12 protein-coding genes are annotated in these 13742 nt (G+C 60.5%); 9 read left to right on the top strand and 3 right to left on the bottom strand.

What is annotated here, in order from left to right:
• Positions 1-247: 247 nt before the first annotated feature.
• The 7 genes from M2497_RS05115 (at position 248) to M2497_RS05085 (ending at position 9055) form a co-directional block, all read left to right on the top strand.
• Positions 248-1852: an ABC transporter substrate-binding protein gene (locus tag M2497_RS05115; RefSeq protein WP_248486134.1), complete on the top strand. Its 1605-nt coding sequence runs from the start codon at positions 248-250 to the stop codon at positions 1850-1852.
• 170 nt (positions 1853-2022) lie between these two features.
• Positions 2023-3420, top strand: coding sequence for an OprD family outer membrane porin (locus tag M2497_RS05110; protein WP_248486132.1), 1398 nt, complete (start codon positions 2023-2025; stop codon positions 3418-3420).
• Between the two features lie 80 nt (positions 3421-3500).
• Positions 3501-5096 (top strand): ABC transporter substrate-binding protein, encoded by a 1596-nt coding sequence (locus tag M2497_RS05105; RefSeq protein WP_093119891.1) that lies wholly within the window; start codon positions 3501-3503, stop codon positions 5094-5096.
• Positions 5097-5172: 76 nt separating this feature from the next.
• Positions 5173-6183, top strand: coding sequence for an ABC transporter permease subunit (locus M2497_RS05100; RefSeq protein ID WP_017739471.1), 1011 nt, complete (start codon positions 5173-5175; stop codon positions 6181-6183).
• 10 nt (positions 6184-6193) lie between these two features.
• Entirely contained in the window at positions 6194-7105 is a 912-nt protein-coding gene (locus M2497_RS05095; RefSeq protein WP_010213191.1) for an ABC transporter permease subunit, read from the top strand.
• 10 nt (positions 7106-7115) lie between these two features.
• Complete coding sequence (locus M2497_RS05090; protein WP_028618822.1) at positions 7116-8084, top strand: ABC transporter ATP-binding protein; 969 nt, start codon at positions 7116-7118, stop codon at positions 8082-8084.
• Positions 8084-9055 (top strand): peptide ABC transporter ATP-binding protein, encoded by a 972-nt coding sequence (locus M2497_RS05085; protein WP_248486130.1) that lies wholly within the window; start codon positions 8084-8086, stop codon positions 9053-9055. Before M2497_RS05090 ends, M2497_RS05085 begins: the two co-directional genes overlap by 1 nt.
• Positions 9056-9170: 115 nt before the next feature.
• On the opposite strand, the gene M2497_RS05080 is transcribed toward M2497_RS05085, so the two are convergent.
• The 3 genes from M2497_RS05080 to M2497_RS05070 form a co-directional block, all read right to left on the bottom strand.
• The gene (locus tag M2497_RS05080) at positions 9171-9425 is read right to left on the bottom strand and encodes a hypothetical protein (protein ID WP_248486128.1); all 255 of its coding nucleotides are present in this window, start codon (positions 9423-9425) and stop codon (positions 9171-9173) included.
• A 96-nt stretch (positions 9426-9521) separates the two neighbouring features.
• Positions 9522-9767 (bottom strand): hypothetical protein, encoded by a 246-nt coding sequence (locus tag M2497_RS05075; RefSeq protein WP_071491105.1) that lies wholly within the window; start codon positions 9765-9767, stop codon positions 9522-9524.
• Positions 9768-10041: 274 nt separating this feature from the next.
• Positions 10042-11625: a peptide chain release factor 3 gene (locus M2497_RS05070; protein WP_071494175.1), complete on the bottom strand. Its 1584-nt coding sequence runs from the start codon at positions 11623-11625 to the stop codon at positions 10042-10044.
• A gap of 490 nt (positions 11626-12115) precedes the next feature.
• Between M2497_RS05070 and M2497_RS05065 the strand changes: the two genes are divergently transcribed.
• Entirely contained in the window at positions 12116-12832 is a 717-nt protein-coding gene (locus M2497_RS05065; RefSeq protein ID WP_033903365.1) for an ABC transporter permease, read from the top strand.
• Between the two features lie 9 nt (positions 12833-12841).
• On the top strand, positions 12842-13738 hold the full coding sequence (locus tag M2497_RS05060; protein ID WP_248486126.1) for a glycine betaine ABC transporter substrate-binding protein: 897 nt from the start codon (positions 12842-12844) through the stop codon (positions 13736-13738).
• The last annotated feature ends 4 nt before the right edge of the window (positions 13739-13742 follow it).

Below are 13742 nucleotides of genomic sequence, written 5' to 3'. Positions count from 1 at the left end.
GGACATGGACCACACTCGAAACCGTTGCTTCCTACAGCAATGAACTGCGCAGTGCGACTCCATTGCCTACAAGGTCAGTCCGATTTGGCGCATTTACTGCGAAGTCCGCGACCCATAACGTCGTAGGACAGCAGAGGCTCCCAATTCGGAAAGGCACTTGCTGCGTGTGGGATCAGTGATGTCCCCCTGGCTGAACGCCGGGGTGATTGCTTACTGATGACAACTACAAACAAGGATCGGGATCGTCATGCGCCATACCACCGTTCTATCCGCAATTTTTGGCACCAGCCTGCTGGCGGCGGCCACGATGGGTCACGCCGCCGACAAGCAGAGCCTGGTGTTCTGCTCGGAAGGCAGTCCGGCCGGCTTTGACACCGCGCAGTACACCACCGCCACCGACAACGATGCGGCCGAGCCGCTGTACAACCGCCTGGTTGAGTTTGAAAAGGGCGAGACCGGTGTCGTGCCTGCGCTGGCAACCAAGTGGGATATTTCGCCAGACGGCCTGACCTATACCTTTCATCTGCGTGAAGGGGTGAAATTCCACAGCAACAAGGAATTCAAGCCGACGCGGGACTTCAACGCCGACGACGTGCTGTTCACCTTCAACCGCATGCTTGACCCCGACCATCCGTTTCGCAAGGCCTACCCCACCGAGTTTCCGTACTTCAACGGGATGAGCCTGAACAAGAACATTGCCAAGGTCGCCAAAACCGACGCGCACACCGTGGTGATCACCCTGAACACGGTCGACGCCGCGTTCATCCAGAACATCGCCATGAGCTTCGCTGCGATCCTGTCGGCCGAATACGCCGAGCAACTGCTCAAGGCCGGCAAGCCCAGCGACATCAACCAGAAGCCGATCGGCACTGGCCCCTTCGTGTTCCAACGTTACCAGAAAGATTCGCAGATCCGCTATGTGGCCAACAAACAGTACTGGGACCCGAGCAAGGTCAAGCTCGACCAGCTGATTTTCGCCATCAACACCGACGCCTCGGTGCGCGTGCAAAAGCTCAAGGCCGGCGAATGCCAGGTGACCCTGCATCCGCGTCCGGCTGACGTCGACGCCCTCAAGGCCGACCCGAACCTGCAATTGCTGACCAAGCCGGGGTTCAATCTGGGCTACATCGCCTACAACGTGCGCCACAAGCCGTTCGACCAGCTCGAAGTGCGCCAGGCGCTGGACATGGCGGTGAACAAACCGAGCATCCTGAACGCCGTGTACCAGGGCGCGGGGCAACTGGCGGTCAACGCCATGCCGCCGACGCAATGGTCCTACGACGAGACCATCAAGGACGCCGCCTACAACCCGGAAAAAGCCAAGGAACTGCTCAAGGCCGCCGGCGTGAAGGAAGGCACCGAAATCACCCTGTGGGCGATGCCGGTGCAACGGCCGTACAACCCCAACGCCAAGCTGATGGCCGAGATGCTGCAAAGCGACTGGGCCAAGATCGGCCTCAAGGTCAAGATCGTCAGCTACGAGTGGGGCGAATACATCAAGCGCACCAAGAACGGTGAGCACGATGTGAGCCTGATCGGTTGGACCGGCGACAACGGCGACCCGGACAACTGGCTGGGCACCCTTTACAGCTGCGATGCCATCGGCGGGAACAACTACTCCATGTGGTGTGACCCGGCGTACGACAAGCTGATCAAGCAAGCCAAGGTCGTCACCGACCGCGAACAACGGACTGTTCTGTACAAACAGGCGCAGCAACTGCTCAAGCAGCAGGTGCCGATCACGCCAGTCGCCCACTCGACGGTCAACCAGCCGTTAAGCGCCAAAGTCGAAGGGTTCAAGGTAAGCCCCTTCGGTCGCAACGTGTTCTCGGGCGTCAGTATCACCCCATAAGAAAATAACCGGATTGCGCAGGGCGGCCCCCGCCTTGCTGCAAACGCGCGGCCTTTTGTTGGGATTTTTCCTACGCCAAACGTTTGCAATGGCTTGAACGAGTTACACACCCAATAGCCGGATCACCAAAAAAGACCGGCATTAAAAAGAGAACCAAAGGAGCTTCATCCATGAAACTGAGCAGCAAAGCGCTTCTGGCCCTGGCCATCAGCAGCATCACGGCCACCGCCTACGCTGAAACCCAAAGCCAGGACTTCGTGCCGACCACGTTGGCTGGCACCAGCGCCCAAAGCGAGGCCAAGGGCTTTATCGACGGTCAAAGCCTGGGCGGTACCACGCGTAACTGGTACGCGAACGAAATGAAGTTTCGCAATGACCGCTTCAGCTACCGCAAAGACGGTGTGAAGACGCCGATCTCGCGCCGTATCAACTGGGCCCAGGGCACCATCCTCAACTACACCTCGGGCTTCACCCAAGGCACTGTTGGGGTCAGCACCGAAGTCGCTGCCTACAACTTCATCGCCCTTGATCGCGACCGCAAGGACATCGCTGGCGGCTCCAACCGTACCCTGGCGGATTCCGGCGGCGACGCTGTAGGCCAGTGGAGCAAACTGGGCCTGGCCAACGTCAAGTTCCGTGTCTCCAACACCACCTTGACCGCCGGTCGCCAGAACTTCAGCACCGGTATTGTCGACACCATCGGCAACCGTGCCCTGCCGTCGAGCTTTGAAGGTGTGAGCTTCAACAGCGAAGAGTTCAGCAACCTGTCGTTCCAGGGCGGTATCTTCGATCGCGTTTCGCCGCGTACCGAACAGAGCCTGTCGAAATTCCGTTCCGAATACGGCAATGGCCAGGAAACCGACAAGGTCAAAACCCTGGGCTTCAACTACCAGCCATTCAAGAGCCTGAAAACCAGCGTGTTCGCCGCCAACGTCGAAGACTTCTGGAACCAGTACTACTTCGGCGCTACCCACGAACTGGGTGATGCACAGACCCTGGCTCTGACCACCGGCCTGAACTACTACAAGACCACCGACACCGGCAGCAAGAAGATGGGCAACATCGACAACGACACTTACTCGTTGTCCCTGGGCTTGACCCACCAGGCTCACACCCTGACCTTCTCGTACCAGGAAGTGAACGGTGACGAGTACTTCGACTACCTGCACGAAACCAACGGCATCTACCTGGCCAACTCCCTGACTTCGGACTTCAACAGCCCGAACGAGAAGTCCTTCCAGGTCGCCTACGCCATCAACATGGCCGAATACGGCGTGCCAGGCCTGAAGTTCAACATCTACTCCGCTCGCGGCTGGGGCATCGACGGTACTCACTACAACGGCACCGCCTACGGTGAAGCCGGCGCATCGCGCAGTGACCTGCGCCTGATGGATGGCGAGAAGCACCAGGAATACGGTATCGGTTCGTCCTACGCAATCCAGAGCGGCCCGCTCAAGGCCACTACGATCCGTGGCACCTACGTGACTCACCGCGCCAGCGCCCAACAAGCTGACGGCAACATCAAAGAGTTCCGCCTGGTCACCACCATCCCGTTCAACATTCTTTAATCAGCGCCAAGTAAGCGGCGGGCTCAGGACGAGCCCGCCGTCTACGCTTGTCTGGTCCCATCGATTGCAGAGGGCTCCGAATGAAATTGCTCCCACTACAAGCCGCCATGGCTGCCGCGCTGTTGAGCGTGGCCATCGGCGTTTCGGCCAAACCACTGGTGGTCTGCACCGAAGCCAGCCCGGAAGGTTTCGACCCGGTCCTGTACACCACGGCCGTGACGGCTGACGCCGCTGCTGAAACCATGTTCAACCGTTTGGTGGACTTCAAGCCAGGCACCACTGAAATTGTTCCCGCGCTCGCCAAGAGCTGGGAAATCAGTGACGACGGCCTGACCTATACGTTCCACCTGCGCGATGACGTCAAGTTCCACACCACCGACTATTTCAAACCCACGCGTAACTTGAATGCCGATGACGTGCTCTGGAGCTTCCAGCGCCAGTTGGACCCGAAACACCCTTGGCATAACAAATCCACCACGGGTTTCCCCTATTTCGAAAGCATGGGCTTCAAGGAACTGCTCAAAAGTGTCGAGAAGACTGATGACCACACGGTGGTCTTCACCCTGACGCGCCCTGAAGCACCGTTCCTGGCCGATGTCGCGATGCCGTTTACCGCCATCCACTCCGCTGAATACGCCGACAAACTGCTCGCCGCCGGTAAGACCGATGAGCTCAATAGCAAGCCGATCGGTACCGGCCCGTTCATCTTCATCCGCTACCAGAAAGATGCCCAGGTGCGCTTCAAGGCCAACCCGGAGTACTTCCGTGGCAAGCCGCCGGCCGATCCCTTGATTCTGGCCATTGCGGTCGATAACAACGTGCGCCTGCAGAAGCTCAAGGCCAACGAATGCCAGGTCGCGCTATATCCCAAGCCCGATGACCTGCCCAGCATCAAGAAAGACCCAAACCTGAAGGTCGATGAACTGGCGGCGATGACCACCGCCTACACCGCACTGAACACCACCCACAAGTACATGAGCGACGCGCGGGTGCGTCACGCGATCAACATCGCGTTCGACAAAAAAGGCTACAACGAATCGCTGTACGGCAAAGGCAACGCTGTCGATGCCACCGGCCCGTTTCCCCCCACGCTGCTGGGCTTCAACGACAAGCTGAAAAACCCACCGCGCGACCTCGACAAGGCCCGTGCCCTGCTCAAGGAAGCGGGTGTGCCGGAAGGCACCGAGTTCACCCTGTTCACCCGTAACGGCGGCGGCCCGACCAACCCTAACCCGATGCTCGGCGCCCAGCGCATGCAGGCGGATCTGGCGCAGATTGGCCTGAAGGTGAATATCAAAGTCATGGAATGGGGCGAAATGCTCAAGCGTGCTAAAAACGGTGAGCACGACATGGTATCCGCCGGATGGGCGGGGGATAACGGTGACCCGGATAACTTCCTCACGCCGAACCTGAGTTGCGATGCAGCGAAAAACGGCGAAAACTACGCGCGCTGGTGTAACAAAGAGTTTCAAGACTTGATCGACAAGGCGCGCGCTGTGGCTGAACCCGCACAACGCGCTGCACTCTATGAACAAGCCATGGACGTTTTCGACAAGGACCAACCATGGATCCCCATGGCTTACCCGAAAATGTTCACCGCTATGCGCAAGAACGTCGAGGGTTATACCCAAAGCCCTCTGACGAACAATAACTTCGCCACCACCCAGGTGAAGTAAATAAGAAAAACGCTCGGCGCCGTCGACATTGACGGCGCCGGACCTGCCTAACCGGCTGATTGAGGTACACGACAAGATGTTTAGTTTTATTGCCCGCCGACTGGGGTTATTGATCCCCACGTTCTTCGGCATCACGTTGCTCACGTTTGCGTTGATACGCATGATCCCTGGCGACCCCGTCGAAGTCATGATGGGCGAGCGGCGCGTCGACCCCGAGATGCACGCACAGGCAATGGAACGCCTTGGCCTTAACAAGCCGCTGTATGCGCAATACCTGGATTACGTCGGCAAGCTCGCCCAGGGTGACCTTGGCGAATCGCTGCGGACCCGCACCAGCGTGTGGACCGAGTTCACCGCCCTCTTCCCCGCGACCCTGGAACTGTCCATGGCCGCCCTGTTGTTCGCCGGTATCCTGGGCCTGTTGGCCGGGGTGATCGCGGCATTGAAGCGAGGATCCCTGTTCGACCATGGGGTGATGGGCATCTCCCTGGCGGGATACTCGATGCCGATCTTCTGGTGGGGCCTGATCCTGATCATGTTCTTCTCGGTCAGCCTGGGCTGGACCCCGGTTTCCGGGCGGATCGACCTGCTCTACGACATCGAGCCGCGCACCGGCTTCATGCTCATCGACACGCTGCTGGCTGACGAGCCGGACGCGTTCTTCGACGCCCTGCACCACCTGATCCTGCCGGCCATCGTGCTCGGTACCATTCCGCTGGCCGTGATTGCGCGGATGACCCGTTCGTCGATGCTGGAAGTGCTGCGCGAAGACTACATCCGTACCGCCAAGGCCAAAGGCCTGTCGCCGGCGCGCGTGGTGTTCGTGCACGGCCTGCGTAACGCGCTGATTCCGGTACTGACCGTGGTCGGCCTGCAAGTCGGCACCCTGCTGGCCGGTGCGGTCCTGACCGAAACCATCTTCTCGTGGCCCGGCATCGGCAAATGGCTGATCGAAGCCATTGGCGCGCGGGACTACCCGGTGGTGCAGAACGGCATCCTGCTGATCGCCTGCCTGGTGATCCTGGTGAACTTCGTGGTGGATATCCTCTACGGCTTCGCCAACCCACGCATCCGTCACCAGCGCTGAGATCATGACCATGACCACACCTACTCCAGTGTCAGCAGTCGATCAAAGCCTGCTGTACCCGTCCCCGTACAAAGAATTCTGGCAAGCCTTCTCCAAGAACAAAGGCGCAGTTGCCGGCCTGCTGTTCATGTTGCTGATCGTGTTCTGCGCGATCTTCGCTCCGTGGGTGGCACCGCATAACCCCAGCGAGCAATACCGCGATTTCCTGCTGACCCCACCGGCCTGGCTGGAAGGTGGGCAGATGCAGTTCCTGCTCGGCACCGACGAGCTGGGCCGTGACCTGCTCTCACGCCTGATCCAGGGCTCGCGCCTGTCGTTGCTGATCGGTTTGTCGTCGGTGGTGATGTCGCTGATCCCGGGCATCCTGCTGGGTCTGTTCGCCGGGTTCTTCCCGCGCTTGCTCGGCCCGACCATCATGCGTCTGATGGACATCATGCTGGCCCTGCCGTCGCTGCTGCTGGCTGTCGCCATTGTCGCGATCCTCGGCCCTGGCCTGATCAACACCGTGATCGCCATCGCGATCGTGTCGCTGCCGTCCTACGTGCGTCTGACCCGTGCTGCGGTGATGGGCGAACTGAACCGCGACTACGTGACTGCCGCCCGCCTCGCCGGCGCCGGCCTGCCGCGCCTGATGTTCATTACTGTGCTGCCCAACTGCATGGCACCGCTGATCGTCCAGGCCACCCTGAGTTTCTCTTCGGCGATCCTCGATGCCGCGGCCCTCGGCTTCCTCGGCCTTGGCGTACAACCGCCAACCCCGGAGTGGGGCACCATGCTGGCTTCGGCCCGTGACTACATCGAACGCGCCTGGTGGGTGGTGAGCCTGCCTGGTTTGACCATTTTGCTCAGCGTGCTGGCAATCAACTTGATGGGCGACGGCCTGCGCGATGCGCTGGACCCGAAACTCAAGAACGCCGCCTGAGGAGATTCCCATGTCACTGTTAGAAATCAAGAATCTCAACGTGCGCTTCGGCGACAAGACCGCCGTACCGGTGGTCGATGGCCTCGACATTTCCGTCGACAAAGGCGAAGTCCTGGCCATCGTTGGCGAGTCGGGCTCGGGTAAATCCGTGACCATGATGGCGCTGATGGGCCTCATCGAGCACCCCGGCATCGTCACCGCCGACGCCCTGAACTTCGACGGCAAGGACATGCTCAAGTTGAGCAACCGCCAGCGCCGCCAGATCGTCGGCAAAGACCTGGCGATGGTGTTCCAGGACCCGATGACCGCGCTGAACCCCAGCTACACCGTGGGCTTCCAGATCGAAGAAGTGCTGCGCCTGCACCTGAAAATGTCCGGCAAGCAAGCGCGCAAGCGTGCCATCGAACTGTTGGAAAAGGTTGAAATCCCGGGCGCTGCCAGCCGTATGGATGCCTACCCGCACCAACTGTCCGGCGGTATGAGCCAGCGTGTGGCCATCGCCATGGCGATTGCCGGCGAGCCGAAACTGCTGATCGCGGACGAACCGACCACGGCGTTGGACGTGACCATCCAGGCGCAGATCATGGAACTGCTGCTGGCCCTGCAGAAAGAGCAGAACATGGGCCTGGTGCTGATCACTCACGACCTTGCTGTCGTGGCGGAAACCGCCCAGCGCGTGTGCGTGATGTACGCCGGCCAAGCCGTGGAAGTCGGCCAGGTGCCGCAGTTGTTCGACATTCCGGCGCACCCGTACAGCGAAGCGCTGCTCAAGGCGATCCCCGAGCACAGCCTCGGCGCCACTCGCCTGGCCACGCTGCCGGGTATCGTTCCAGGTCGTTATGACCGCCCGCAGGGTTGCCTGCTGTCACCGCGCTGCCCGTATGTGCAGGACAGCTGCCGCGCCCAGCGTCCCGGCCTTGATCCGAAAACCAACAGCCTTGCGCGCTGCTTCTACCCCTTGAACCAGGAGGTGGCGTAATGGCCGTCGTTCTTACCGCCCGCGACCTGACCCGTCACTACGAAGTGTCCCGCGGCCTGTTCAAGGGCCACGCGCTGGTGCGCGCACTCAATGGCGTGTCCTTTGAATTGGAAGCCGGCAAGACCCTCGCGGTTGTGGGCGAGTCGGGTTGCGGCAAATCCACCCTGGCCCGTGCGCTCACGCTGATTGAAGAGCCGTCTTCGGGCTCCCTGAAAATCGCCGGCCAGGAAGTCGCCGGTGCCGACAAGGCCCAACGCAAGCAATTGCGCAAAGACGTGCAGATGGTGTTCCAGAGCCCGTACGCGTCGTTGAACCCACGCCAGAAGGTCGGTGATCAACTCGGCGAGCCGCTATTGATCAACACCAACCTGTCCGCCGCCGAACGCCGCGAAAAAGTGCAGGCGATGATGAAGCAAGTGGGCCTGCGCCCCGAGCATTATCAGCGCTACCCGCACATGTTCTCTGGTGGTCAGCGCCAGCGCATCGCCCTGGCCCGCGCGATGATGCTGCAACCGAAAGTGCTGGTGGCGGATGAACCGACCTCGGCACTCGACGTGTCGATCCAGGCCCAGGTGCTCAACCTGTTCATGGACCTGCAGCAGGAATTCAACACGGCCTACGTGTTCATCTCCCACAACCTGGCGGTGGTGCAGCATGTCGCCGATGACGTGATGGTGATGTACCTCGGCCGCCCGGTGGAAGTGGGCCCCAAGGAAGACATCTACGCACGCCCGCTGCATCCGTACACCCAGGCGCTGCTGTCGGCCACCCCTACCATCCACCCGGACCCGAACAAGCCGAAGATCAAGATCGTCGGCGAGCTGCCCAACCCACTGAACCCACCGCCGGGCTGCGCGTTCCACAAGCGTTGCCCGTACGCGACGGCGCGGTGCAGCACCGAGGAGCCGCAGTTGCGGCCGCTGGATAACCGCCAGGTGGCTTGCCATTACGCGGAGCAATTTGTGGCGTGACACCGCAACAAAAATGCCCTGGGTGAAGGTGCCCAGGGCATCGCAAAGCGTTCTACCGCCCTTCCCGTCAGGTTGCGCATCAGCCTGGTGGGAGGGGCTTTCTTTTGGGCGATGCCTATGTCTGGCTGTCGCCTTCGGCGTCCGGATCATCACTGTCCGGCTCGTCGGTGGTGGAGTCATCGTCGTCCTCACTGCCACCCTGGCCCTTGTCGCCAGGCTCCGCCTCGGACTTCGCCAGTTGCAGATCCTGGCTGTGCCCCGAAGCCACAACACCGCTCTGCACCGGGTTATTCGCCCAGGCCGACGACATCCCCAACGACAACAGCACCAGCACTTTTATCAACAGCACGACTCGTTGAAAAATACTCATGGTTGATTCCGTCCAGTCAGTAGATCAATCCCGCGCGACAGCCGTCTACGGCCGCCAGTATTCACGCTAGCCCCGATGCCGGGTTTACGCCAGGTCTCAGGTCTCACCGTCGTCGAAGGTAGCACTGTCCTCCCCCTCGTTATAGGGATTTTCCGCATCCTCCTTGGGCGCCGGCTGGGCCTGGGGCTGCCAGCTGCCAGAGTTGACCTCCTGCTGCTTTTTCTTGGTGACAGGGCCCGTGTCCTTCCATTGGGGCGTGCCGGCGCCGGCCAGGGCCAATGAGGCGAACAAGCCCAAAGCCCCCAGCAGCACCAGTTGAATGACGCGTTGAGTTATACGCACGGTGGCCTCCTATTCCGTCGATGGGTGAGTGAAATACTTCAAACGCTAGACGGGATGTGGGTTTCTCGCCAATAGCCCTGATCGATGAAGATCAAAATGTGGGAGGGGCGGTGCGACGATTCGACTTGCCCCCGATGGCGGCGTACCAGCCAGCGGATTTATTGATTGATCCACTGCTATCGGGGGCAAGCCCCCTCCCACATTTTTATTTGTGTTTGGCCAATAAAAAGGGCGAAGCCATCACAGCTTCGCCCTGTTCTTTACCGCTTGGACCTTAATGGTGCTCACGGGTCGCGCGGAATTTCACATCCGGCCAGCGTTCTTCCATCAGCGCCAGGTTCACCCGGGTCGGCGCCAGGTAGGTCAAGTGCCCACCGCCGTCCACCGCGAGGTTTTCCACGGCCTTGTTGGAGAACTCTTCCAACTTCTTCTTATCGCTGCACTCGATCCACCGCGCGGAGTACACGGTGATTGGCTCATACGAGCACTCCACCTTGTATTCCTCTTTCAGGCGGCTGGCGACCACATCGAACTGCAGCACACCGACGGCGCCGAGGATGATGTCGTTGCTGCGCTCGGGGAAGAACACCTGGGTGGCGCCCTCTTCCGCGAGTTGTTGCAGGCCCTGGCGCAGTTGCTTGGATTTGAGCGGGTCGCGCAGGCGTACACGGCGGAACAGTTCCGGGGCGAAGTGCGGGATGCCGGTGAAGCCCAGGGTTTCGCCTTCGGTGAAGGTGTCGCCGATCTGGATGGTGCCATGGTTGTGCAGGCCGATGATGTCGCCGGCAAACGCCTCTTCCAGCTGTTCACGCTCGGAGGAGAAGAACGTCAGGGCGTCGCCGATGCGCACGTCCTTGCCGGTGCGCACGTGGCGCATCTTCATGCCTTTTTCGTATTTGCCGGAGCAGATGCGCATGAAGGCGATACGGTCGCGGTGCTTGGGGTCCATGTTCGCCTGGATCTTGAACACGAAGCCCGAGAACTTCTCTTCCACCGGTTCCACGGTGCGCTCGTTGGCCACCCGTGCCAGTGGGCGCGGCGCCCAGTCGACGACCGCGTCGAGTACGTGGTCGACACCGAAGTTGCCCAGGGCGGTCCCGAAGAACACCGGAGTCAGTTGGCCGTCGAGGAATTCCTGCTGGTTGAACTCGTGGCAGGCGCCCTGCACCAGTTCCAGCTGGTCGACAAAACGGTCGTACTCATCACCCAGGTGGGCGCGGGCTTCGTCGGAGTCGAGCTTCTCGATGATCTTGGTTTCGGTGCGCTCGTGACCGTGGCCGGCGGTGTAGACAATGATGTAGTCGTCAGCCAGGTGGTACACGCCCTTGAAGTCGCGGTAGCAACCGATCGGCCAGGTGATCGGCGCAGCCTTGATCTTCAGGACGGCTTCGATTTCATCCAGCAGCTCGATGGGGTCGCGGATATCGCGATCGAGTTTGTTGATGAAGCTGACGATGGGCGTGTCACGCAGACGGCACACGTCCATCAGCGCGATGGTACGTGGCTCGACACCTTTACCGCCGTCGAGGACCATCAACGCCGAGTCCACCGCGGTCAGGGTGCGGTAGGTGTCTTCAGAGAAGTCTTCGTGGCCCGGGGTGTCGAGCAGGTTGACCATGTGGTCGCGATACGGGAACTGCATGACCGACGTGGTAATCGAGATACCCCGTTGTTTTTCCATTTCCATCCAGTCGGAGGTGGCATGGCGGTCGGATTTGCGGGATTTCACCGTGCCGGCCACTGCGATTGCCTTGCCCATCAGCAAGAGCTTCTCTGTGATGGTGGTTTTACCGGCATCGGGGTGGGAAATAATGGCGAAAGTGCGGCGTTTCGCGACTTCGGCGGCCTGGTGGGTCATGGGAAATCGCCTGGCAGGTGAGTCAAAAAAGGGCGGCGAGTATAGCGCAAACCCCAGGTGCCGGACCACCGTTCACCCGATTAGGGGTGGCTAAATGCTGCCAAGTATGGAACCTTTTAAAAGGTCGAGACGTCCACTCCCCTGCTATCGCACTCGGAACAGGGGCTGATAAATCAGCAAGTTAGCCTGACGAGGCTGCGCTCATGGCTCGGATTTTTACCGCGTTGCCGGTATCGACGAGCTGCATTTCGCGACCACATTCAGAGGCAGCCAGGAATGGCATGTGGCGCGTGTGGCCAGTTTTGCGTGTCCAGCTTCGAGTGCCAGAAGTTCATAGCCAAGGCGCTGTGACGAGTCATAGCCAGCTATGGCGAGGAACAGCAACGCAGGATATGAGCTTCTGGCGCCGAAGATGGGCGCGCAAAACTGGCTACACGCGCCACCTAGCTCGGAAATGTGTTCGCCGACAAAAGAAAAAAGGAGTCCGCCTGTGGCTATTCGCTATGGCAAAGGGCTGATAGGAGGTGCGGTTGTCGTCGCGCTCCTGGCCCTGCTGGTCCACTGGATCGGCATCAACACGATCGAACTGTACCGCGACGATTTGTTGTTTTACCTACAAGCACACCTGATCCTCGTTCTTGTCTCCATGCTGGCCGCCCTCGTTGTGGGCATCCCCGCCGGTATCCTGCTCAGCCGACCGCACATGGTCGGGCGCGCAGAACGCTTCATGCAGATCTTCAACATCGGCAACACCGTCCCGCCCCTGGCCGTACTGGCCATCGCCCTCGGCGTTCTTGGCATCGGCAGCGGCCCGGCCATCTTCGCGCTGTTCCTCGCCTCCCTCCTGCCTATCGTGCGCAACACCTACGAAGGCCTGAAAAACGTCCAGGGCTCCCTGAAAGAAGCCGCCACCGGCATCGGCATGACGCCGCGCCAAGTGCTGTTTCGCGTGGAATTGCCCAACGCCGTGCCAATCATCATTGGCGGTGTGCGTGTGGCCCTGGCGATCAATGTCGGCACCGCGCCGCTGGCGTTCCTGATCGGTGCCAACAGCCTGGGCAGCCTGATCTTCCCCGGCATCGCCCTGAACAATCAGCCGCAATTGCTGCTCGGCGCCGCGTGCACCGCGCTGCTGGCTTTGCTGCTTGACGGTCTGGTGACCCTGGCCAGCCGCCTCTGGCTGGAACGCGGGTTGCGTGCGTCTTAAGGAACCGACATGAAAAAACTGACATTGATAGTGAGCTGCGTCCTGCTCTTTGCAGGCATTGCGCAAGCCGCCGAAAAACCGGTAATCCGCATCGGCGCCCGGGTGTTCACCGAACAGACCCTGCTCGCCGAAATCACTTCCCAGTACCTGCGCACCAAGGGCTATGACACCCGCGTGACCGGCGGATTGGGTAGCAACCTGGCGCGCAGCGCCCAGGAAAGCGGGCAACTGGACCTGATCTGGGAGTACACCGGCGTGTCGCTGGTGGCCTACAACCATGTCGACGAGAAGCTCGACAGCGAACAGTCCTACGCACGGGTGAAAGAACTCGACGCGAAAAAGGGCCTGGTCTGGCTCTCCCCGTCGCGCTTCAGCAACACCTACGCCCTGGCGCTGCCAGAGAAAGTTGCCGCTGAGCATCCCGAGATCAGCACGATCAGCGACCTGACCAAGGCCGTGGCGCAAGACGCCAAGAGCAACCGCCTGGTCGCCCTGGATACAGAGTTCGCCAACCGCTCCGACGGCCTGGCCGGCATGGTCAAGCTGTACGACATGAACCTCACGCGTAAAAACACCCGACAGATGGACGCCGGCCTGGTCTATACCGCGCTGCGTAATGGCCAGGTATTTGCCGGCCTGGTCTACACCACCGACGGCCGCCTGAACGCCTTCAAGCTCAAGCTGCTGGAAGACGACAAGCACTACTTCCCGGACTACACCGCCGCGCCGGTGATCCGCCAGGAATACCTCGACCAGCACCCAACCCTCGCAGCTGAACTCAAACCGTTGGCTGACCTGTTCGACGACGAAACCATGCGCCAGCTGAATGCGCGGGTCGACGTCGACCATGAAAGCCCTTCCGCTGTTGCCGCCGATTTCCTGCGCCAGCATCCCATCAATCAATAAGAGG

Origin of the sequence: Pseudomonas sp. CYM-20-01 (assembly GCF_023169845.1) — a bacterium.
Classification (GTDB): Bacteria; Pseudomonadota; Gammaproteobacteria; order Pseudomonadales; family Pseudomonadaceae; genus Aquipseudomonas; species Aquipseudomonas azotoformans.
This window is presented reverse-complemented; position numbering and strand designations above follow the sequence as displayed.